Raw genomic sequence first — 22,934 nt, 5'->3', positions numbered from 1 at the left:
GCGGCCGAGCGTAGCGAGGTCCAGCGCACGTAGTGCGCGATGCTGCTTGGCCTTGTTAAATGGCTTGCTCATTGCTGCATATAGCCTTTGAATTCTTGAAGGCTGTTTGCAATTTTAATTGCTGTATCTGGCGCCATGCCTATACATGGCATGTAGAACACCTCGCCTAATTCATTTACAACCAGAAGCTCACCGCCACCATTGCCACCGAAGGTTAGGAAACCAGGAGCATACTCAGCGAGTTGATAATCACGATTGAACTCTTCCAGTTCTTCCGGACGCCACAAGACATACCACTCTGGCTCTACTGAGAGCTCACCTTCGAGGAAACCCTCACTTATCCAAGACTTCAGAACTTGTTTAATAGAGTCGATATTCATATTTGCCATTTAACAGTTTATTCGTAGGCGTGCTCATTTACACACCTTCATTTGATTTTAAGTTCCGAGCCTAACCGACTGTCACTGTTACGAAAAGCGCCGATAATAAGACTCTTACCAGGATAAAAACACGCAAGCACGCTTTCGCACCACGATCATCTTTACACTTTGCGCACGATCACTTCCGACAATCTCGTAACTCATTGATTATATAACCCTTATTTTTGGCTTTGGTGTCAATTCGAGCATATACATCTTTACACTCGCGCCTAAACGCGCATTGATTTCACAAAAAACTCAAATATACTGTTTTTATATACAGCATTTCAATTGGGGTATTAATATGGGTAAAAGCCCCTTCCTGAATGATATTCGTACGTTTATGCGCCTGCGCGGAATGAGTCTCCGTACCGAGCATACCTACATTTACTGGATCAAGGACTTCATCCGTTTTCATCGTCTCAAACATCCGGCGACGCTGGGCGGCGATGATGTCATGGCCTACCTGAGTTATCTTGCTGCAAAGCGTAGCGTCGCGATTAATACGCAAAAAATCGCACTCAACGCACTGGCATTTTTATACAACCAATTTTTGCAACAGCCATTAGGAGACCTGGATTTCACCTTTGCAACCAAGCCGAGACGCTTACCCGAAGTGCTCAGCACGTCAGAGGTTGACGCTATTCTGCGCGAGCTTTCAGGGCGCGATAAGCTGATTTTTTCCCTTTTGTTTGGTTCTGGTCTTCGTATTACTGAATGCCTGCGCTTACGCGTGAAAGACTTTAATTTTTCCCATGGAACATTAACGGTTCATGATGGTGAAGGCGCTAAAGACCGTGTAACCATTTTAAGTCCCTTATTACGCCCTGCCATTGAAGCAGAGATTTATAACGCACTTCGGTTGCAGGAGTCCGACAACCTGCAGGGTATAGGCCCTTCAATTCCGGGTGTACTCGCCAAAAAGTATCCTTCTGCTTATCGGCAAGCTGCCTGGATGTTTTTGTTTCCATCACCCGGTTTATGTAATCACCCGATCACTGGCACTCTTTGCCGGCACCATTTGCATGACTCTGTTCCTCGGAAAGCACTTCGCCAAGCGGTGATAAAATCCGGACTTACCAATAAGCGCATTACCTGTCATACCTTCCGGCACAGTTTCGCTACCGAACTGCTTCGTACTGGTCGTGATATTCGCACCGTGCGGGAGTTACTGGGGCATTTTGATGTAAAAACAACCCAGATTTATACCCATGTTATTGGTCAACATTTTGCTGGCACTGCAAGCCCTCTGGATGCCATTGCATCGTTCTGAATTCAGGCACGCTGCCGCCCTTCCTTGTTCACGCCACAACAGGACCGGCAATATTTGATTTACGCATATCGTTCTCAGGGAGTATCAGCATCCGTTCCGCTGCTCAGACGAGCGGGTAGGTTCAGCAATCCCTGCTTTTTCATTAGACTATCGGACTTTATTACCGCCCTCAACTGATAAATCACTGATCATATACATGGGTATATTGTAAACAACCGCTCTGATTTATCAGCGCGTTAACCCCGATTTGTGCCTTCTCAACCCGGCCCGGCTGGATACCTGTATTTGTCGCGTCCTGGCAAATATCCGGCAAACCCCGCAAAACCGGCTACACTTGAATGCAGAGTTTCAATTTTAAAGCCTGCTCGCCAGACAGCGGCAGAAGCAGGCAGACCGTGACTGCCAGCCATCCCTCGCAGCACGCACAAGGAGGTAATATCACCATGACCGATCTGATGGAAAGCACCGAAGAACTCACCCGCCTGACCGCCGAGGTTGAGCGCTTGGAAGACGAAATTCACCGCATCGCCAATAAGCTGAACAACGATGGCTTTATATCCCGGGTTCCTGCGGCGATGATTGAAAAAGAGCAAAAGAAGAAGGCCAGCTTTGAGCGTGATCAGGCAAAACTGAAGGAAAAAATTGCGGCTATGGGCAGCTGACCAATGATCGTTCTGCACTCTCTTTTCGCGGGCTTTCTGCCAGCCCTGAGCCGGCTCAACGCCGGTCATCTGTCTGACCAGGTCTGAGCTCCGACTACAGAGGGTTCGGGCTTATGGTTTATTAGCCGCCATGATCCGTTTCAGGTCGGCATCTTCAGCCCTCACCGGATGAGCCAAAGGGGCTCCATCATGCACATACACTTTGCGTGCTCCGGCACTTAATCCAAGCTCGGTGTACATGCGCCGCTCAATATCACTGATACCGCCTTCTGTTTTTTCCATCGGCTGAATAATCAGCACAGGCGAGCGCGGCAGAACAATTTTTTCATACACACTGGCAATTCCGTAACGCAGCAACCGTTCTGCATAAGCAAAATCGGCAATTAACAACCGTGGATGATCCAGAGGATTAACCAGTGTTATATCCTGCGTTTGCTTTCCATTTTGTTGTTCGTTGCGCTGTTCTTTTAATTGCTCCTGCTGATACAACTGTGCGGCTTTACGTCCGACAGCCATCACAATTCTTTTACCGTTTTCGGTACGTATCGCCAATAACGGTTGGTCGTCAAAAACCCTCGTTGATTGCGTGCAGCTTATACGGATACGGTCGCTCCACAATTGCGCATAGCAGGTTCCCGATGGCAGTGAGCGGATAAAAGCAGACAGCATGTTTACTCCATTTAGTTGGTAACAGCCTTCCCGGGCGGTTTGTGGCTAAAGAATGTCAGGTGAGTGTTATACATCATTTAACAGCGCTAATGTGTAGTTCAGACGCTCGTTGGCCGAATCCATTTCCAGTATCTCCTGCAGAATATCGGCATCGAAAGCGATCATACCAAACAATTCAAAACTGAATGCCTGCGCACTTTTTGTCTGCCATTCTTCCGACTCCATTAAATATTCGATACTGCGTTTTACATCATCATCACCCTGCCCTAGCGCGTAAAGGCGATGCAGGATTTTATCTTTTAACAGGGCATTATCAGCGTCATCCAGCTCCGCTTCTGGCGCGGGTAATTCGCGGTCGGGAAAGGGCTCACATTCGTATATCTGATAGGGCAATAACTGCACCGCGTCTCCCAGACGATAACGCTGTTCAAGATGTACATTCAGATACATGCGGCCGTCATCGCTGGTTTCTACCAGCTCGCAGCGTCCGGCACTGACAACCGGATATGGCCGGTAGGTTGCCTGATTGCTGTTCAGCGCCTCTTTCAGATTCCCGGTGGGTTTGCCGGGGCTGATCATCTTTTCGGTATGACAGATAGCGACCGGCATACCGGTGTCGAGACAATGCTGGATCATGGCGCGATAGCGCGGCTCAAACACGTGCAGCGGGAACACTGTACCGGGAAAGGTAACGCAACCCGGGATCGGGAAAATACACAATCTGCTCATACAACCTCCACACGTCGGCACGTCAGGCTTACTGCCACTATAACGCGATTTTCAGAAGGCTGCTGAGCATGGCTGAAGATAAATCTAAGGCGCTGTTATAGCACGACAGGTTTCCGCATTGGCCAGATCCATTGCCAGCGGCACGCGGCTCAGACGGTTCCCCAGAGCAGAAAGCTGATCAAAAATAAGGCCCTTCTCTGTTACCAGTAAATCGTAACCGTTAAAGCCTTCTCCGGCACCAATAGCCAGCGAGCTGGGTGATTCAAAGCTCAGCGGTGCTGTTGCTATTCGGTCCCCGGCCGCCGATTGATACACCAGCTGCCCCTGCAGGTACATCGCCACGGCAATACCACCGCAGTACGGCATGATGTCGTCAATCAGTGTCGCACCGCTGAACAATACGTTGTCGGCCGCAGCATTGCTGATGCTGTTGCCGGCGTAATCCGTCAGGGTTAAGGGTATTTCTCCCTGCGCATTAAATATAAAGCGGCGTACTTTATTACCATCCGATACGTACAGTGTGTTACCGCTGACCCGCACACCATTTGGCGATTGTATGCCGTAAGCATCTCCCAGCCAGTTTTTTTCAAAGCTTTTAATCGCTGGCGGTGATGCCGAATAATCCAGACTGATGCGGCCCAGTGCTGAACGACCAAAATAATTGGTATCGGCAATTATTAAGTTTCCATCCGGAGCAAATGCCAGACCATTGGGAATGGACAAACTGTCCAGAGGATCGGTTGTACCTTTACGATCCAGCGCGCGGAATATTAAAGGCCGTTGCTTTAGGCTGGCTGCCAGCAGGTGTGTATCCTGCACCAGAACCAGCCGGAACCAGCGCCATTCCAGCCGGTTTTCCTGACAGACCGTAAAAACCCAGCCGTTATGCTCGGCAATACCGGCAAAAGCACAGTCGCTTCCCTCATACAGTGCCCGCCTTTGGTAGCTGGTATTGCCAAGGGCATCCATTGAACGCCGGATCTGATAAATATTTTTACCACCACTGACCAGTAAATCTCCGGTGGAGGTAAACAGAATATTTTCAGCATCTGGTATTCGCACCAGAGTTTCTTTTTCGATACAACCGGTAAGTACAAAAATGGTTATCAATGCGCAGATTATGCGTAAAGCCCGTTCGGGAAAAAGCAGTTTCACTGCAAAGAAAGAACGCAGATAGCGTCCGACAACAAACGGAGTGCGGGTAAGAGCAACGTTGCGCATGCAGAATCCTTTTTATTGTTTTGATTATTCCAGGCCCGGAATTCACCGGACTTATCAAAACTGGTTCAGCATGGTTAAAGGTGCAAATAACTGGCCCGGATTGTCCGGGCTTTTCTTTAACGTAAAACAACCGCCGGCACTGTTACTCTGGCGATAATAAAAATCAGGCAAAACAGCCAGGGAAGACTGTTATTTTTATTAATAAAGAGCGTGAAAATTTACGCCAACATACGGATATTGTCGGCAGTCAGATTAATAATATTCTGCCGTGCCTGCGGACTGATCCAGGCGTTATGCGGAGTAACAATCAGATTAAGATTGCCCTGCTTAAGCGCAGACAGCAGCGGGTGTCCTTCGCCTGGTGGTTCTACCGGTAATACATCCACAGCCAGCCCACCCAGATGCCCAGACTGTAACGCCCAGAGTGCGGCCATTTCATCGATGATGCCACCGCGTGCGCAGTTCACCACCAGACAGCCGCGTTTCAGGCGGTCGATATTGTCGCGGTTGAGCAGGTGCCGGGTGTGTTCATTCAGCGGACAATGAAAACTGAGCACATCAGCCTGCTCAATCGCCTGCTCAAAAGGTAGGCGGCTGTCATCTTCTGCTCCCGGACGAGCGCAAAACATCACCGTCATGCCAAAGGCTTCAGCCAGTTTAGCCACGGCACTGCCCAGCGTGCCCTGACCAACAATCACCAGGGTTTTACCCGCCAGCTCAGTCGTATTGTGATTCAGCAAACAGAAGAACGGGCTCTGCTGCCAGGCACCACCACGGATGTCGTGCTGATAACGCGGCAAGCGCGCCGCCAGTGCCAGAATCAGCATCAGGGTGTGCTGTGCCACCGAGTGCGTGCCGTAATTACTGACGTTGCACACCGGTACACCCTGCGCCCGGGCAGCGTCCATATCGATATTGTTGGTGCCGGTGGCCAGCACCAGAATGCCCTTACGGCCCTGCATAGCCCAGCCAGGTATCTGCACCTTGTTGGTAAGAATCAGTTCGGCATCAGCCAGATGCTCTTCCAACTGTTCCGGGCTGGTACGGGTAAATACCCGAAGTTCGCTCACCAGCGCCCGGATCGGGCTTAAATCAACGCCAGAGCCGAGCGTGTCGGCATCCAGTAATACGGCTTTCATCATGTTCGGTGTCCCAGTTCAGGATGTGTGGATCAGGCCTGCTGAATTCAGCCCATTGTTAGTGACTATAACGCTCAATACAACAGTCTGTTGCTGTGGCGGCGGGTGAAATCCGACACTGCGGCCCTATATAGTTATCGCAATAAGTAAATTACTCATTCATCCCGGAGAATGTATGTCCACCGATACCCAGATTCTGTTCAACGCCACAACCACAGGCGATATTTCCCTGCCCAACCGTTTCGTTATGGCGCCACTCACCCGCTGCCGCGCCATTGGCCACCAGCCCAATGAACTGATGGCCGAATATTATGCTCAGCGTGCCAGTGCCGGTCTGTTAATTACTGAATGCACGATGGTAACGCCCCGCACGTCTGCCTTTGGTAATGATCCGGGTATTTACTCTGCTGAGCAGGTTGAAGGCTGGAAGCTGACCACCAACGCCGTGCATAAAGCCGGTGGCCGTATTTTTATGCAGATCTGGCATGCCGGACGTGCGGCCCATCCGCTGCTGAATAACGGCACCGAAGCGGTTGCCCCAAGCGCCATTTCCATTAATGACGAAGTACACACACCGGAAGGTAAAAAACCTTACAGCGTGCCACGTGCTCTGAGCAAAACAGAAATTGCCGCCATTGTTGATGATTTCCGCAAAGCCGCTGCCAATGCCATTGCCGCCGGTTTTGATGGTGTGGAAATTCACGGCGCCAACGGTTATTTAATTGACCAGTTCCTGCGCGATGGCTCAAACCAGCGCACAGATGAATACGGCGGTTCGCTGGAAAACCGTGCCCGTTTTCTGACCGAAATTCTCGACGCCGTTACCACTGAAATCGGCAGTGGCCGCGTGGGTCTGCGCTTATCGCCACTGAACAGTTTTAACGATATGCGCGACAGTGATCCGCTGGCCTGGACCGAGTATCTGGCCAAACACCTGAACCGTTTCAATCTGGCTTATCTGCATTTAATGCGTGCCGATTTCTTTGGCGTGCAGCAGGCGGATGTGGTGAGTATTGCGCGTGAACATTATCAGGGCCATCTGATGCTGAACATGGGTTACAGCGCTGCAGAAGCCGCTGCCATTATTGCTGCCGAAAAAGCCGATTCTGTTGCCTTTGGCACCGGTTTTCTCGCCAACCCGGACTTGCCTGCACGGGTTCAGGCCGGAGCAGAACTGAACACACCGGATCAGAATACCTTCTATACCCAGGGTGCTGAAGGCTATACCGATTATCCGTTTATGACGGCCTGAAAATAAAAAAATCCTGCACCGGAGTAATATCCAGCGCAGGATTTTTTTATACCCCGCAGATCTGATCAGGGACGCTCGTCGTACTGAGGAATATCGTCGTGCGACTGATCCCAGGAGGCTTTTGAGCCCATATAAATATGGGCCACGGGTTTTACCTGCACATCGGTGTCGAGCGTGCCAATACGCAGCCGGTAAATATCCGGCATGGATGGACGCCGGCTGTACAGCGGCGAGCCACAGTTTTTACAGAAGGTGCGGAAGACCCCCGGTGTGGATTCAAACTCCCCCACCAGTTCCTGCCCTTTCAGCAGGCGGAATTCATCGACCTTAATCGCCGCATTAACCGCAAAGGCGCTGCCATTGGATTTACGGCACTTGCCACAATGACAAACCATGGCCTGACCCAGTTCGCCATCGATCTGATACTGAATTCCATTACACAAGCAGCTGCCTGTCAGCATAACGATCTCCTTATCAGGCTTGCAGTGCACGCTGGATTGCATCTGCCACCACCGTATCGGTGACCTGCAGATCAGGAGCAAAACGGGCCAGAACCGTACCGTCTTTACCGATCAGGAATTTTTCAAAATTCCACATAATGTCGCTGTCATTGGCTGGCAGCAGATCTTTGGCGGCCAGCTTTTCTTTCAGCGCACCACCGGCAACGGCTTTTGGCTGAGCTGCAATTAATTGCTGGTACAGCGGATGGCGCCCCGGGCCATTTACCTCAAGCTTGGCGAACATCGGAAAGGTAACGTCATAGGTAAGGCTGCAGAACTGCTGAATTTCATCTTCACTGCCCGGTTCCTGCCCGAGAAACTGGTTGCAGGGAAAACCTAAAACTTCCAGCCCATTGGCCGCTTCAGCCTTGTACAGAGCTTCAAGCCCCTCATATTGCGGCGTCAGACCGCATTTGGACGCTACGTTCACCAGCAGCAGCACTTTGCCGCGGTAATCGTTCAGCGCCTGAGTTTCACCCTGAATATTTTTAACCTGAATATCGTAAATGCTCATACCTGATCTCCGCAGTAGGTTTTTACAGATCACAGGCTGAAGGAATAAACGCAGCTGGTCAACGACCAGAAATGGAAACAATGCTTGCAGGCTAACGCCGCTAATCGCCCTGACGGGTGCGCTTGATAAAATGCGCCTGACAATCTTCATTCACCAGAGTGAAGATGCTGTAGTATTTTTTACCGGTTTTTACGTAGCTGGCCACCTCTTTCTGGCGGCTGGGATGGTGCACTTTCAGCACCCGGGCCGGATGAAAAATTTCGGCCGTTTTGAAGTAGCTTTTGGCTTTATCGTCGCTAGCCGCTTTGGCGTCGCGGTCAAGGCATTCGGCATACGTCACTGGCGCCAGAAACAATAGCCCTGCCGTCAGAATTGCCAATAACCGTCTGAAAAAAGTGACCCAATAAACGCGCATAAACCTCTCCGGATATCAGGGAAGTGTAGACGTATCAACCGCCAGATCGTCGGATAACAGACAAAAAAAAGCCGCAGACCAAAGGTGCTGCGGCGAGCTTCTCGAGCACAGAGAAATCGTTAGTCGTCGGAGCCCATCACACCCAGAATCTGCAGCAGACTCAGGAACAGGTTGTAGATGGCAACGTACAGGGTAACGGTTGCGGAGATGTAGTTCGTCTCACCACCGTGAATAATGGCACTGGTCTGGTAAGCAATCAGGCCGCTCATCAGCATGATAAACATGGCTGATACCGCCAGAGAGATCATTGGCAGACCCAGGAACAGGTTACCGATAGACAGAGCGAAGGCGACCAGAATACCCACCATCAGGGTTTTTCCCATACCGCTCAGGTCTTTACCGGTGCTAAGCACCCAGCCAGACATAGTCAGGAAGATCAGGCCGGTAGTACCCAGTGCCATGGCGATCATATCGGTGCCGCCCGGCAGTTTGGCGTACATAGAGACGATTGGTCCCAGAGTCAGGCCCATAAAACCGGTCAGTGCGAATACTGAGACAATACCCATCGCGCTGTTCTTGGTTTTCTCAACCAGAAACAACAGACCAAAGTAGCCCACCAGCGTCAGGATGATACCCGGATGCGGCCAGTTAAAGGCCATCGACAGACCTGCCGCAGCCGCACTGAAGATCAGTGTCATGGACAGCAGCATATAAGTGTTACGCAGTACTTTACGGCCATCCACGGCCTGCGTTTCATACGCCTGATTCTGTTCAGCCGGTACAACCACCGGCTCAGCGGATGCAGACTTCATGTTCAGATAATCGGGACGATTCATTGCCAACTCCTGTTTGTAAGAGATTGCGCCATTGTAGGCAGCGCGAATACAAAATAATATTCGAATTATCTTGCACTAATACATCGGTTTTTACGAACAGTTTATGAAGCGTCTTAACTATAAACACCTGCTCTACTTTCATACGGTGGCTGCAGAAGGCAGTATTCTTGCCGCAGCCAAACGGCTGAATGTGACACCGCAAACCATCAGCGGTCAGCTAAGGCTGCTGGAAGAAGATCTTGGCAATGCCCTGTTTGCCAAGGCTGGGCGTGGACTGGAGCTGACCGACGCCGGACGGGTGGCGCTGGATTACACCCGCGAGATGTTCCGCCTCGGTGATGAATTGCAGGAAGTGATGCACCAGGGAGCGACCGAACGACCACTGGAATTCCGAGTGGGTATTGTGGATGCGCTGCCCAAGTCCATCGCCCACCGCTTACTGGTACCGGCGCTGAGTTTATCCGGGCGCATGCGCATCGTCTGCCACGAAGAACAGATGCCTATTCTGCTGGGTGAGCTGGCCGTGCACCGTCTGGATCTGGTATTGGCCGACAGTCCGATTCCTTCCGGGATGAATATCCGCTGCTTTAACCACCTGCTTGGGCGCAGCACGCTGGCTTGCTTCGCCGCTCCGGCACTGCGTGAACGCTATTTGGGGGAGTTTCCTGAATGCCTGCGCGATGCCCCACTGCTGCTGCCGACCGATACCGCTTCTGGTCTGCGTACCGAGCTGCTGAGCTGGCTCGACCGCCTGAGCATTCCCATGCAGATTGCCGGTGAGTTTGATGACTCCGCCCTGCTGGAAGCCTTCGGCAATGAAGGCCATGGATTTTTCTTTGCACCAGCCGTTATCCGCGACGAAATCTGCCGCAAGTATCAGGTGGAATGCGTCGGGGAAGTGAATGATCTGGTGCAGGAATTCTATGCCATATCGGCTGAACGCCGCATCAGCCATAACGCGGTCAGACTGATTACTGACCGCGCCAAGGATGGGTTTCTGACCAGTTGAACATGAGCCAGGAGTTACTCGACCGGGTTCAGACACTCGTTGCGGGTTGGGTCCACTTTGCAGCGGATTTTGCGCTGCAGTTTAAGCATCAGCGGGTCGTACACGCCTTTATCACGCAGAGCGATACGCAGATCACGCAGGCGTGCCTGCTCTCTGGCCTGATCCGCAGCCGGTACATCTATCCAGAACGATGCAGGAATATTCGCCCGCTCTTTTTCAACCCGTTTAACGTAGTTATCGAACTTGAACAGGAAGTCTTCGCGCAGAATCTGTGCCAGACCGATCGGGAAACGCTCACTGCGGCCAATCAGCTGAATGGTCGACTGCGACAGTGGCATGTTCATTATTCCCATACCCTGTTTTGCCTTACCGGCACCCGCGACATGATAGGCAACCAGTGGCGCCAGCATGGCTTCGGCCTGCCCGCTGACAAACTGATCGACACTGGTCAGCAGACCTCCCGGACGGGCATTGGCTTTCAGCTGTCCGGCCAGCGCGCGTAACGATACATCGCTGTCCGGCACGACCAGATCTTTGCCGGCCATCTGGGCAAATTTATGCAGCGTCTTACTGCCGGAATAGGCGTAGTTTTCCCCCAGAGAAGCAACCCCCAGCACGACATAATCCCCTTCCTGCAGCCTGTCAGCCATTTTCGGACTGGCAACCACCTGCATCAGCATCTGCAGGTGCTGCACATCAGGGATGCCACCCAGTGCTTCCAGCGTACCGGCAAAGCGGTTAAAGCTGAGGGCACGACTACCGCTGATCAGAGCGGCATCACACTGCCCGGATGTCAGATCGTTGATCAGACTGTCCTCGTCCTGATAGGCGATAATGGTGAGGTCGAGCCCATAATGCAGCGAACGGAGCTTCTGATCATCAACGGCGGCAAATACCGGACCGGCCTTTCCGAGCATATCCCAGACGCAAAAACTGCGATTAATTTTGCCATTCTCCAGCTGGTCAGCGTACAGCTTCTTCAGTGCCCTGATCCGTTTTTCCAGAGGCAGATTCTGACTCATTACCGTTGCCTGCAGCTTATCCTGCTGCTTGGCATCGCGCTCCGCTGCACTCACCGTGTGCATGCCAAGTAATACTGTTGCCAGGCAGGCAACCCATAGGCCTTTGATCATCCGAATATCCTGCTGATGTGGTGTTTATGGTTGTTGTTGTTTTTATTGTTGGCAGTAAAGGACATGAACCATACAAGGCTTATCCCTTTGGGCCTTATATCTGTGAATCAGCGCGCATTAAATATAAACGGTGCCGTATCCACAATGTTGTAATCTGCCTTTATAACCCTTTTTATTGCCGGAGATAACCGTTACGACAGGCCAGTGCAAAGTACAGAATAAGAAAACAGACTGCTAACGATGCCCCTGTAATCGATATCGACAAAACGGGTGGTAGCGGAGTCGGCTATCAGTGTTCAGTTGTTCAGCAATTTACCATTCTTAACAGAACAAAAATGAGTTAGTTATTACTGTGTGAATAGCCCGAAATTCAGCAATAAAAATAACAAGGATTTACGCATGTCAGTCAAGACACCTCTCGAAATGCTTTATTACTGGGAAAAGACCACACCGGATGCCGTTTACCTGCGCCAGCCAATTGATGGGGTTTTTCATGATTTCACCTGGGCACAGGTGGGTGATCAGGTACGCAGAATCGCTAACGCACTGATTGCGCAGAACTTCGAACAAGGTTCACACATCGCCATTCTGTCGAAGAACTGTGCCGAGTGGTTTATTACCGACCTGGCGATCATGATGGCCGGGCATGTTTCAGTACCCATTTATTTTACCGCCGGGCAGGAAACCATCCGCTACGTACTTGCCCACAGTAACTGTAAGGCAATATTTATTGGCAAGCTGGACGATACCGAACACCAGTGTGCCGCCATCGACAGCCACATTACCCGTTTCGCTATGCCGTATGGCGATATACCTGCCCGCTATCAATGGCCGGAATTACTGCAGCAACCACCACTGGCCAGCTCGCCGGTTCCTGATGCCTCTGACACCATGACCATTATTTATACCTCTGGCAGCACCGGTAATCCGAAAGGTGTCGTTAACACCTTTGGTTCTTACGGCTGGAGTTGCCAGGCTCTGGCCCAGGCTCTGAAGGTTGGCAATAAAGAACGCATGCTCAGCTACCTGCCACTGGCTCACATTACTGAGCGTGTGTATGTCGAGGGTGCCAGCCTGTATAACGGCTTCAGCGTTGCTTTTGTTGAGTCACTCGATACCTTTGCCGAAAACCTGAAGGCCGTATCACCGACGTTATTTATCTCGGTGCCGCGCCTCTGGACACGCTTCCAGATGGGCGTACTGGCCAAAATCCCACCGAAGAAGCTCAATCGTCTGCTCAGTGTTCCGATTCTGAAAGGCATCGTCGCGAAAAAAATCCGCCAGCAACTGGGACTCGACAGCGCACGCCTGTTTGGTTCCGGTTCGGCCCCGATTTCTCCGGCTACCCTGCACTGGTATGAGCGCATTGGCATTAATATCAGCGAAGGCTGGGGGATGTCGGAAAACAATGGCCTGGGCACGCTGAGTTATCCATTCCGCCGCGATAAAATCGGTTGTATCGGTCACCCCTATGACGGAGTTGATCTGCGCATTGCTGAAGATGGCGAAATTCAGCTGAAAGGTCCCTGCGTGATGAAAGAGTATTATCTGGAGCCGGAAAAAACTGCCGAAGCCTTTACCGCCGATGGCTATCTGCGCACCGGTGATAAGGGCACCGTTGACAGTGATGGTTACGTCCGGATTACCGGCCGTCTGAAAGAAATATTCAAAACCGCCAAAGGTAAATACGTCGCGCCGGTGCCAATTGAATCCTTATTAATGGAAAATTCACTGATCGAACAGATCTGTGTTACCGGCAGCAATCTTAAACAACCCATTGCTCTGGTAGTACTGACACCGGAAGCTCAGGCGCATAATAAAGACCACTTACGCGATAGCCTGCAACATACCCTGGAACACATTAATAAAAAGCTGGAAAGCCATGCCCGTCTGGATGCCATGGTCGTCGTTGATGACAGCTGGAGTGTGGAAAATGGCTTACTGACGCCGACGTTAAAAATCAAACGCCACTTAATTGAGAGTAAATACCACGACCTGATTCAGCGGGAACATGCCCAGAGCGTCGTCTGGCAGCAAGCCTGATAAAGGTAATATCAAAGAGAGCGGGCGTTATTCGCCCGCCAACTCCTCACAGCGCCAGACGCCCTGCTCTCCGGCCAGATACTGACTCAGCCTTGGCAACAGGTTCTGCATTTTATCTTTCAGCGTCCATGGCGGATTAATCACAATCATGCCGGACGATGTCATTCCCCGCCCTTCGGTATCCGCACTTAATCCCAGCTCAAATAACTGAATACGGGCAATGCCGCTGGCTTTCAGTTGCTGCTCCAGCTTATTGATACGACTGCGTTCCACCACCGGATACCAGAGTGCATAAATACCCGTGGCAAAACGCCGGTGGGCTTTTATCAGCGTATCAACCACCAGCTCATAATCGCTTTTAATTTCATACGGCGGATCAATTAATACCAGTCCACGACGTTCACGTGGTGGCAGCGCTGCAATTAATCCTTTAAATCCATCGCTTTGCTCAACACGCAAGCGGCGGTCAGTCGCCATTAATTCATCCAGAAAACGAAAGTCCTGCGGATGCAGTTCAAATAGCTGTGCGCGGTCCTGCTCTCGTAAAAACAGCTGCCCAAGTCTCGGTGAGCCCGGATAAAGCTGACTGGCTGCCAGACCACTCTGATCATGATCCGGGCGGCTGCTGGCCACCGCATTAAGGTAGCTCTGTAATTCCGGCCAGTCGCAGTTCTGCAGACGGCCGATACCGGTTTCAAACTCGGCATTCTTCTCTGCTTCCGCCGATTGCAGTGAATACAGACCGGCACCTGAGTGAGTGTCGATATAGACGAAAGGTTTTTCTTTCTGCTGCAGGTATTGCAGGATTTCAACCTGAATCAGATGTTTCAGTACATCGGCAAAATTGCCGGCATGAAAAGCGTGGCGGTAGCTCAGCATAGAATGTCCGCAGTGCTCAGATTAATGGTTATAAAAAGATAAAAAAAACGCATCGCCAGGCGATGCGTTTTTTCTGACCGGCAACTGTTATGGACGGTCGTCCACTTCTTCCACTTCCGGCGGCATCAGATCTTCACGGCTGATCTTCATCATCAGCAACAGACTGGAGGCAACAAATACCGACGAGTAAGTACCCACCACCACACCAATCATCAGTGCCACCGCAAAGTTATGAATCAGGTCGCCACCGACAATCATCAGAGCAAACAACACCAAAGCGGTTGTTAAGGAGGTCATAATGGTACGACCCAGCGTCTGATTGATCGAATAGTTGATGACTTCTTCTGAATCACCGCGGCGCAACATGCGGAAATTTTCACGAATATGGTCAGCAACAACGATGGTATCGTTCAGCGAGTAACCGATGACCGCCAGCAGTGCTGCCATTACCGTCAGATCAAATTCCCACTGGAACAGTGAGAACAGACCAATAATGATGATTACGTCGTGGAACAATGCCACCACAGCGCCGACCGAAAATTTAAACTGGAAGCGTGCGGCAACGTAAATCATCACCACAAACAACGCCAGCAATAAAGCCAGACCACCCTGGTCACGTAATTCTTCACCGACCTGCGCACCAACAAACTCACTGCGCATCAGCGTCAGTTTATTATCGGCACTCTGGGTTTGCAGAACATTCAGAACTTCTGCGCCCAGATTGTCGCGGAAGGCTTCTGACATACGCACCAATACATCGGTTTCCGCACCAAAATGCTGAACCGTTACATCACGGTAACCGGCATTTTCAAGTGCCGTTGATATGCGCTCGATGGATTCCGGTGTTTCATACTGAACCTCCAGCAGCGTACCGCCGGTAAAATCCAGCCCCAGATTCAGACCACGGATTGCGATAGAACCGATAGAAATAACAATCAGAATAATCGACAGAATGCTGGCCGCATGACGCAGACGCATAAAGTTAAAGTTGGTCGCCCCAATCATGACTGACCTCCGATAGACAATGTTTCAATACGGCGGCCACCGTAAATCCAGTTAATAATGGCTCGGGTCAGAACAATGGCGGTAAACATCGAGGTGATAATACCGAACGACAGTGTAACCGCGAATCCTTTCACCGGACCGGTTCCGACAGCAAACAGAATGACCGCTACGATCAGCGTGGTCAGGTTGGCATCGAAAATGGTGATAAAGGCACGGTTATAACCTTCATGAATCGCCTGCTGTGGCGAGCGGCCATTGCCCAGTTCTTCGCGTATGCGGGCAAAAATCAGTACGTTGGCATCCACCGCCATACCCACGGTTAATACGATACCGGCAATACCCGGCAGCGTTAACGTGGCGCCGATCATCGACATCAGAGCAATCAGAATAACGATATTGGCCAACAGGGCTACGTTGGCAACCAGACCAAACAAGCGGTAGTAAACAGCCATCAGCACCAGCACTAATGCCAGACCCAATACCACTGAGTTAATACCCATTTCGATATTTTCTTTACCCAGGCTTGGACCAACGGTGCGCTCTTCAACGAAGTACATTGGCGCCGCCAGTGCACCGGCACGCAACAGCAGAGCCAGCTCAGAGGCTTCTGCAGATTCCAGGCCGGTAATGCGGAAGCTGTTACCCAGCGTACTCTGAATAGTTGCCAGAGAAATAATGGATTTTTCCACAATCTGAATGGTTTTCGGCGTTTCCACACCATCGACCAGCTCATAGGTGGTTTTCGGTTTACGCTCAACAAACAGCACCGCCATACGACGCTTTACTGCTTTACGGGTAACCTGAGTCATCATCGCGCCACCTTTGGCGTCGAGATCAATATTCACCTGCGGAAAGCCATTCTCATCAAAGGATGGCTGGGCGTTAGTTACGCTGTCACCGGTTGCGATAATGGCTTTTTCCAGACGCGCAGTACGGAACTGCTCATTACGGAAGGCATATTCTTCGGTCTGGAAACGACTGGCACCCGGCTCGGCTTCAAGACGAAACTCCAGATTCGCGGCTTTGCCCAGAATTTTCTTGGCTTCAGCAGTGTCCTGTACACCCGGCAGTTCAACCACGATGCGGTTACGGCCCTGACGCTGCACCAGAGGTTCAGCAACACCCAGCTCGTTCACCCGGTTACGCAGGGTCGTGAGGTTTTGCTTGATGGCGTAGTCTTCAAATTCTTTGATTTTTGCTTCGGTAATCGCCAGAACAACGTCAGCGTACTCACCTTTATCTTCATTTTCCTGCAGGAATTCAGGATAGGTGCGGGAAATAAAGCTGTTAGCCTGCGCCCGGACTTCAGCATCGACGAAGCTGATACGCAGCTTATGATCTTCAATCTGAATACGACGGTACTTCAGCTGTTCTTCGCGCAGACGGTTACGGAATTCTTCACGGTAATTGGCGATTTTACTTTTAACGTAATCATCCATATCCACTTCCATCAGGAAGTGCACACCACCGCTAAGATCCAGACCCAGCGTCATCGGGCCCGCGCCCATATTGAGCAACCAGTCGGGGGTGGTCGGCGCCAGGTTCAGTGCCACAATGAATTCATCACCCAGCAAACGCTGTACAGCGTCTTTTGCCGGCAACTGATTTTCGTTGCTGGTCAGGCGAAACAGTGCCGTACTGCCGGTCACTTCTTCACCAAAAAATTCGATATTGCGTTCCTGCAAAGCAGAACGGACTTTAGTCAGTACCGCTTCCGACATTTCAGCGCCAGAACGGGCCGGCGTTACCTGAATAGCAGCATCGGGCGGATACAGGTTGGGTGCGGCATAAAGACAGGCGAAAATCAGCGCCAGCACAATGAGAAGGTTTTTCCACAGCGGGTATTTATTGAGCATACAACTGCCCTTATTCCTTATTCAGAAAACAAAGACGGCCTCCTGAGAGACCGTCCTGAGCCCGGAGACGGGGCTTAAGCTTTAACGTCTTTGATGGTGCCTTTTGGCAGAGCCGCCGTGATGGCTACTTTCTGCACCGGCAACTGTACGCCGTCAGCCACTTCGATAACCACAAAGTCATCGGTTACTTTGGTGATTTTGCCCAGCATACCGCCGGCGGTTACCACTTCATCACCTTTGCTCAGGCCACCGATCAGATTTTTATGCTCTTTCTGACGCTTGCTCTGTGGACGCCACAGCAGGAAGTAGAAAATCAGCAGAAAACCGCCGAGGAATACCAGCTGACCGGTAATGCCCATTGGCTGTTGTGCTGCCGCGCCACCGTCGGCCATAGCCAGTCCGGAGGTAGTTAAGGCCAGAGCTGCCAGAATTGCTTTCATGTAGAGAGTCTCCCAATTACTTACCGCGAGTATGTCACGGCTGAACGACAAAATGTTTACAGACGGCACCGTAAAGCGCCGCGTGTTATTTATTCCCTGGCTCCGGAGTCCTGATCCAGTGGCGGGGTCTTCATGCCCCGTTTGGCATAGAACTCATCGACAAACCCGGCAAATGTACCTTCTTCCAGTGAGCGGCGCAAACCGGCCATCAGGGTCTGGTAATAATGGAGGTTATGAATGCTATTTAAAGTAGCCCCCAGAATTTCTTTGCATTTGTCCAGATGATGCAGGTATGCACGACTGAAGTTTTTGCAGGTGTAGCAGTCGCACTCATCATCCACCGGGCCGTTGTAGGTGCGGTTGGCGGCGTTGCGGATTTTCAGCACCCCTTTCGAGGTGAACAGGTGCGAGTTACGCGCATTACGGGTTGGCATCACGCAGTCAAACATATCCACCCCGCGACGCACACCTTCTACCAGATCTTCAGGCTTACCCACGCCCATCAGGTAACGCGGCTTGTCCTGCGGCATTTTCGGCGCCACATGACGCAACACGCGCATCATGTCCGGCTTCGGTTCGCCCACACTCAGACCACCGATGGCATAACCGTCGAAACCGATTTCCAGCAGACCGGCGAGGGATTCATCACGCAGGTCTTCATACATACCGCCCTGAATAATGCCGAACAGAGCCGATGGATTATCGCCATGGGCGTCTTTTGAGCGTTTGGCCCAGCGCAATGACATGCGCATCGAATCAGCTGCCTGCTTTTCAGTCGCCGGATACGGTGTGCACTCATCAAAAATCATCACGATGTCGGAACCCAGATCGCGCTGCACCTGCATCGAGCTTTCCGGTGTCATCATTACCTTGTCGCCATTGACCGGCGAACGGAAAGCCACCCCTTCTTCGGTAATTTTGCGCATATCACCAAGGCTGAACACCTGAAAACCGCCGGAGTCGGTCAGGATTGGCTTATCCCAGCCGATAAAATCGTGCAGATCACCGTGCTCTTTAATCACCTCAGTTCCGGGACGCAGCATCAGGTGGAAGGTATTGCCGAGAATAATCTCAGCGCCCAGCGCCTCAATCTGATCCGGGTTCAGGCCTTTCACCGAGCCATAAGTTCCCACCGGCATAAACGCCGGGGTCTGAATTTTGCCACGCGGAAAGGTAATGGTGCCGCGGCGCGCGTGGCTTGAACCATCAGTAATTTCGGAGTGCAGCTCAAACTGCATAAAACATTCACGGGTCATGGACATTATTCCGGTTGAGCGTCGTTCAGCACTGGCTGCGGACGGGATAAAAACATGGCATCGCCATAACTGTAAAAACGATAACGCTGGGCAACGGCCTCGGCATAGGCTGCCATGGTGTTATCACGGCCGGCGAAAGCAGACACCAGCATAATTAAGGTCGATTCCGGCAGGTGGAAGTTGGTGATCATGGCATCGACGCTGCGGAAGCGGTAACCGGGGTAAATAAAGATACGGCTTTCATCATAGAAAGGCGCAATCTCACCACTCTGGCTGGCACTTTCCAGACTGCGCACCGAGGTAGTACCCACCGCCACGACACGCTTACCGGCAGCACGGGTGGCGTTCACCGCATCAACCACGTCCTGGCTGACTTCAATGTACTCAGCGTGCATCTCATGATCGTGGATATTATCCACCTTCACCGGCTGGAAGGTGCCCGCGCCCACATGCAGGGTCACGTAGGCAAAGTTAACGCCCTTCTCTTTAAGCACCTGCAGCAGCGGTTCATCAAAATGCAGCCCGGCAGTTGGTGCCGCCACTGCACCCGGCTTCTCGGCATACACCGTCTGATAACGCTCGCGGTCTTCTTCGGCATCATCACGCTCCATATAAGGAGGCAGAGGCATATGACCGACTTCATCGAGAATGCTCAGCAATGGCCGTTCATCAAGGAAGCGTAACTGAAACAGCGCCCCTTCGCGGCCGACCACCTCAACCTCGACACCACCCAGTAAAATCCGGCTGCCGGGCTTCGGTGAACGGGAAGAACGCAGATGAGCTAACGCTTCATGCTCACCGGTCACTCTTTCTATTAAGGCTTCCAGTTTGCCGCCACTGAGCTTTTCGCCAAACAGGCGCGCCGGAATCACTTTGGTATTGTTAAACACCAACAGATCACCGGGCTCCAGCATGGAGGCAAGGTCTTTAAAGGTATGATGCGCACGCTCACCGGTTGCACCATTAAGGCACAACAGACGTGAGGCACTGCGTTCTGCCATCGGATAACGGGCAATCAGCTCGTCCGGCAGATCAAAGTGAAAATCGCTGGTCTTCATCTCGTTCTTGGCGGGCTCTGAGACTGCAAAAGTCGGCTTGCAGCCCCGGCCGGTGCGGTAATGACTGGAGGACTGCAAGATTACCGGAGATAAGCCGGTAAGTTAAGGAAATCATTAGAGAAATTGTTGACAGCGCATTTTTTTCGAGTAGTATGCGCGCCACTGACACGCTACTGATGCGCCAGAGTGGCGAAATTGGTAGACGCAGGGGATTCAAAATCCCCCGCCTTTGCGGGTGTGCCGGTTCGAGTCCGGCCTCTGGTACCAAGCAAAAATAGTACTGTCAGTGTGATGTGCGAAGTGGTAACATGCCGCGCCTCAAGCCCAGGTGGTGAAATTGGTAGACACGCAGTGTTCAGGTCGCTGTGAGCTATGCTCGTGAGAGTTCGAGTCTCTCCCTGGGCACCATTAGTTAGAAACTGATAAGTCGTCAGACTTAACAGACCCACGCCGAAGTGGTGAAATTGGTAGACACGCAGTGTTCAGGTCGCTGTGAGCTATGCTCGTGAGAGTTCGAGTCTCTCCTTCGGCACCACATCTATGTGGTGACAATTTGGAAGGTTAACAGCCTTACCCCTGCCCAGGTGGTGAAATTGGTAGACACGCAGTGTTCAGGTCGCTGTGAGCTATGCTCGTGAGAGTTCGAGTCTCTCCCTGGGCACCAATCATTTCTCTGAATGATTGGTGAATACTTCCTACCCTCTTCTTTATCCCCCCCGACAAACACATCCAGATTACCGCCTCTGCACTTTATCTTTGCAAAAAAGTCACGTTATAACCTTTAGTCCGAAACCCCGCCAGATCAGACAACGCCTGAAGACTACTACCATTTACTTCTGCGACTCCGCTCTGTTTTGACTAAGCTGAAAGGAATAACTATTCCGGAGCGTAATATGTCAAAGCATGGAATCCGCATATTGCTGGCAACGCTGATCAGCCTCATCGCCAGCCTGGTTCTGACACAACTGGCCCACCTGTCTACTCCGCCAGATCTGACGACAGTCTCTGTTATTGTGATAACAATCGCTGCTACTCTTGCCGTTCTGTATCGCATGGTCATCCGTCCCCAGATCCTGCTAAGCCACCAGATTGCACACCGTCTGACTCATCCCACGGCTCAGCACGACCGCACTCGCCATCCATTGCCTTCCTATTTGAAGAAAGATCTGGACCGGCTCGAACAGCAGCTGAGTATTTACAGCGAATTAAAAAGCAAACTGTCAGAACACGGCGGCCGCATTGCAATTGCCGCCGCGGAAATGTCGTATGCCGCCGACCAGATGAAAACCAAGATTCATGACGAAGTTGCCGATACCGACCAGATTGTTGCATCAGCCAACCAGATTCACGACACCGTTGAACACATGGTGAGCCAGACTCAGGAAGCCTCACGCGCAGCCAGTGAAGCCAAAACCATTAACTCCCATGGCAAAAAAGCCGTTGATGAAACCATCCCCCAGATGGAAGGAACCCGACAGCAGGTTAATACCAATGCTGAACTGATTGCACAGCTTGAAGCGAAATCCGAAGAAATTAAAGCCGTTACCCGGGTTATCAGCGACATTGCCGAACAAACCAACCTGCTGGCATTGAACGCAGCAATCGAAGCAGCCCGCGCGGGGGAACAAGGACGCGGCTTCGCCGTTGTGGCTGATGAAGTTCGCGCACTGGCAGCCAAAACCTCCGATGCAACACAGCAGATTGGCGATACCGTTAATCAGATCAATCTGGAAATTAAAAATGCCGTAGGAAACAGTCAACAGCTGACCGTGACCATTGACCATGGCGTGCAGATGACACAAAAAATCAGCACACACCTTAATGATATTTATGATCGCTCTGAAGAAATTGAACACAGCATCAGCACGATTGCATCCAGCGTTCAGGAAAATAGTCAGAATATCCGCCATATTTCGTCCATCGTGCAGGAGACCAGCAAACGACTGCAACTGACCGAGCATGAAATAGCCTCCATTGCCGAACGCTCACTGGGGCTTTCTGAAACCGCTGAAAAAATTTACGAAGCCTTTGGTAACAGCGAGCTTGGAGAACCCCACGACACCGCAAAAAAAGAAGCAATAGCTGCTGCTGAAGCCATAGGCTCACTGCTCAGTGAAACAATCAGCAAAGGACAACTGACGGAAGATCAGGTATTTGATAAAAATTACCAGCCAATTAAAGGCACCAGTCCAACAAAATACTCAACCAGCTATGATACGTTCAGTGATCAGCATTTTCCGGCGATTCAGGAGCCAATTCTTGAACGCAACAGCAGCATTGCCTATGCCGGAGCAGTTGATGTTAATGGTTATTTCCCAACCCATAATAAACGTTTCTCTCAGCCACTGACCGGCGATTACGCCAAAGATCTGCTGCAGAGCCGTACCAAACGTATTTTCAATGACAGAACCGGAGCACGTTGCGGCGCCAACACCCGGCCATTTTTATTGCAGACCTATAAGCGGGATACCGGTGAAGTGATGCACGATTTATCCGTGCCTATTTATGTGAATGGCCGCCACTGGGGAGGCTTCCGGATTGGCTACCGCAGTGAATAAAGCACTATCATTCTGAAAGGAATAACTGAAAATAATAAAGGATGCCATGCATCCTTTATTATTTCTTA

General features: G+C 51.4%; 22 protein-coding genes and 4 tRNA genes. 10 read left to right on the top strand and 16 right to left on the bottom strand.

Translation table 11 applies throughout. The features are described from left to right. Nucleotides 1-68: 68 nt before the first annotated feature. Nucleotides 69-389, bottom strand: coding sequence for an SMI1/KNR4 family protein (locus tag MT343_RS07855; RefSeq protein WP_145471127.1), 321 nt, complete (start codon nt 387-389; stop codon nt 69-71). 334 nt (nt 390-723) lie between these two features. Between MT343_RS07855 and MT343_RS07850 the strand changes: the two genes are divergently transcribed. Continuing rightward, complete coding sequence (locus MT343_RS07850; RefSeq protein WP_145471012.1) at nt 724-1,692, top strand: integron integrase; 969 nt, start codon at nt 724-726, stop codon at nt 1,690-1,692. A 443-nt stretch (nt 1,693-2,135) separates the two neighbouring features. Further along, a complete protein-coding gene (locus MT343_RS07845) occupies nt 2,136-2,354 on the top strand; it encodes a hypothetical protein (RefSeq protein WP_186436045.1) in 219 nt (72 codons plus the stop codon). A 111-nt stretch (nt 2,355-2,465) separates the two neighbouring features. On the opposite strand, the gene MT343_RS07840 is transcribed toward MT343_RS07845, so the two are convergent. From MT343_RS07840 to MT343_RS07825, 4 genes are all read right to left on the bottom strand, one after another. Then, entirely contained in the window at nt 2,466-3,023 is a 558-nt protein-coding gene (locus tag MT343_RS07840; RefSeq protein WP_145471010.1) for a rod shape-determining protein, read from the bottom strand. Between the two features lie 66 nt (nt 3,024-3,089). Then, nucleotides 3,090-3,752, bottom strand: coding sequence for an LON peptidase substrate-binding domain-containing protein (locus MT343_RS07835; protein WP_145471009.1), 663 nt, complete (start codon nt 3,750-3,752; stop codon nt 3,090-3,092). Nucleotides 3,753-3,836: 84 nt separating this feature from the next. After that, nucleotides 3,837-4,973, bottom strand: coding sequence for an SMP-30/gluconolactonase/LRE family protein (locus MT343_RS07830; RefSeq protein ID WP_145471008.1), 1,137 nt, complete (start codon nt 4,971-4,973; stop codon nt 3,837-3,839). 218 nt (nt 4,974-5,191) lie between these two features. Further along, nucleotides 5,192-6,115: a D-2-hydroxyacid dehydrogenase gene (locus MT343_RS07825; RefSeq protein ID WP_243989482.1), complete on the bottom strand. Its 924-nt coding sequence runs from the start codon at nt 6,113-6,115 to the stop codon at nt 5,192-5,194. A 172-nt stretch (nt 6,116-6,287) separates the two neighbouring features. Between MT343_RS07825 and MT343_RS07820 the strand changes: the two genes are divergently transcribed. Next, entirely contained in the window at nt 6,288-7,364 is a 1,077-nt protein-coding gene (locus MT343_RS07820) for an alkene reductase (RefSeq protein ID WP_186436044.1), read from the top strand. 65 nt (nt 7,365-7,429) lie between these two features. Here MT343_RS07820 and MT343_RS07815 read toward each other — a convergent pair whose 3' ends face one another. The 4 genes from MT343_RS07815 to MT343_RS07800 form a co-directional block, all read right to left on the bottom strand. After that, nucleotides 7,430-7,825, bottom strand: a complete 396-nt coding sequence (locus tag MT343_RS07815) for a GFA family protein (RefSeq protein ID WP_145471007.1) — start codon at nt 7,823-7,825, stop codon at nt 7,430-7,432. A 13-nt stretch (nt 7,826-7,838) separates the two neighbouring features. Further along, nucleotides 7,839-8,378 carry a glutathione peroxidase gene (locus MT343_RS07810; RefSeq protein WP_145471006.1) on the bottom strand — a complete coding sequence of 180 codons (540 nt, stop codon included), beginning with the start codon at nt 8,376-8,378 and terminating at the stop codon, nt 7,839-7,841. 100 nt (nt 8,379-8,478) lie between these two features. Beyond that, nucleotides 8,479-8,793, bottom strand: coding sequence for a hypothetical protein (locus MT343_RS07805; RefSeq protein WP_225691849.1), 315 nt, complete (start codon nt 8,791-8,793; stop codon nt 8,479-8,481). Between the two features lie 119 nt (nt 8,794-8,912). Continuing rightward, complete coding sequence (locus tag MT343_RS07800) at nt 8,913-9,629, bottom strand: Bax inhibitor-1/YccA family protein (RefSeq protein WP_243989481.1); 717 nt, start codon at nt 9,627-9,629, stop codon at nt 8,913-8,915. A 103-nt stretch (nt 9,630-9,732) separates the two neighbouring features. On the opposite strand from MT343_RS07800, the gene nhaR reads away from it, so the two are divergent. Beyond that, a complete protein-coding gene (gene nhaR, locus MT343_RS07795) occupies nt 9,733-10,638 on the top strand; it encodes a transcriptional activator NhaR (protein ID WP_145471005.1) in 906 nt (301 codons plus the stop codon). Between the two features lie 14 nt (nt 10,639-10,652). On the opposite strand, the gene MT343_RS07790 is transcribed toward nhaR, so the two are convergent. After that, nucleotides 10,653-11,771, bottom strand: coding sequence for a putative solute-binding protein (locus MT343_RS07790; protein WP_145471004.1), 1,119 nt, complete (start codon nt 11,769-11,771; stop codon nt 10,653-10,655). A gap of 399 nt (nt 11,772-12,170) precedes the next feature. On the opposite strand from MT343_RS07790, the gene MT343_RS07785 reads away from it, so the two are divergent. Next, a complete protein-coding gene (locus MT343_RS07785; RefSeq protein WP_145471003.1) occupies nt 12,171-13,814 on the top strand; it encodes an AMP-binding protein in 1,644 nt (547 codons plus the stop codon). A gap of 27 nt (nt 13,815-13,841) precedes the next feature. Here the strand turns inward: MT343_RS07785 and MT343_RS07780 are convergent, their stop codons facing one another. From MT343_RS07780 to queA, 6 genes are all read right to left on the bottom strand, one after another. Further along, nucleotides 13,842-14,693, bottom strand: coding sequence for a 23S rRNA (adenine(2030)-N(6))-methyltransferase RlmJ (locus tag MT343_RS07780; RefSeq protein WP_145471002.1), 852 nt, complete (start codon nt 14,691-14,693; stop codon nt 13,842-13,844). Nucleotides 14,694-14,780: 87 nt separating this feature from the next. Continuing rightward, entirely contained in the window at nt 14,781-15,698 is a 918-nt protein-coding gene (gene secF, locus MT343_RS07775) for a protein translocase subunit SecF (RefSeq protein ID WP_186436043.1), read from the bottom strand. After that, nucleotides 15,695-17,554, bottom strand: a complete 1,860-nt coding sequence (gene secD, locus MT343_RS07770; RefSeq protein WP_145471001.1) for a protein translocase subunit SecD — start codon at nt 17,552-17,554, stop codon at nt 15,695-15,697. Before secD ends, secF begins: the two co-directional genes overlap by 4 nt. A gap of 74 nt (nt 17,555-17,628) precedes the next feature. Further along, nucleotides 17,629-17,994 carry a preprotein translocase subunit YajC gene (gene yajC / locus MT343_RS07765; protein WP_145471000.1) on the bottom strand — a complete coding sequence of 122 codons (366 nt, stop codon included), beginning with the start codon at nt 17,992-17,994 and terminating at the stop codon, nt 17,629-17,631. 89 nt (nt 17,995-18,083) lie between these two features. Then, complete coding sequence (tgt, locus tag MT343_RS07760) at nt 18,084-19,232, bottom strand: tRNA guanosine(34) transglycosylase Tgt (RefSeq protein ID WP_444875584.1); 1,149 nt, start codon at nt 19,230-19,232, stop codon at nt 18,084-18,086. A gap of 23 nt (nt 19,233-19,255) precedes the next feature. Further along, nucleotides 19,256-20,308 (bottom strand): tRNA preQ1(34) S-adenosylmethionine ribosyltransferase-isomerase QueA, encoded by a 1,053-nt coding sequence (gene queA, locus MT343_RS07755; RefSeq protein ID WP_145470998.1) that lies wholly within the window; start codon nt 20,306-20,308, stop codon nt 19,256-19,258. 180 nt (nt 20,309-20,488) lie between these two features. Between queA and MT343_RS07750 the strand changes: the two genes are divergently transcribed. The 5 genes from MT343_RS07750 to MT343_RS07730 all read left to right on the top strand — a co-directional run bounded on the left by MT343_RS07750 (nt 20,489) and on the right by MT343_RS07730 (nt 22,866). Continuing rightward, nucleotides 20,489-20,575: transfer RNA gene (locus MT343_RS07750), tRNA-Leu, on the top strand. A gap of 55 nt (nt 20,576-20,630) precedes the next feature. Beyond that, nucleotides 20,631-20,716: transfer RNA gene (locus tag MT343_RS07745), tRNA-Leu, on the top strand. Nucleotides 20,717-20,757: 41 nt separating this feature from the next. Continuing rightward, nucleotides 20,758-20,843: transfer RNA gene (locus MT343_RS07740), tRNA-Leu, on the top strand. A 43-nt stretch (nt 20,844-20,886) separates the two neighbouring features. Next, nucleotides 20,887-20,972, top strand: a tRNA-Leu gene (locus MT343_RS07735). A gap of 229 nt (nt 20,973-21,201) precedes the next feature. Next, a complete protein-coding gene (locus tag MT343_RS07730; protein ID WP_145470997.1) occupies nt 21,202-22,866 on the top strand; it encodes a methyl-accepting chemotaxis protein in 1,665 nt (554 codons plus the stop codon). The last annotated feature ends 68 nt before the right edge of the window (nt 22,867-22,934 follow it).

The organism is Venatorbacter sp. C2-1, assembly GCF_022832715.1.
GTDB lineage: Bacteria > Pseudomonadota > Gammaproteobacteria > Pseudomonadales > Oceanobacteraceae > Venatoribacter > Venatoribacter alkanivorans.
The sequence above is the reverse complement of the archived record's forward strand: the minus strand, read 5'-3'. Positions and strand labels throughout refer to the sequence as shown.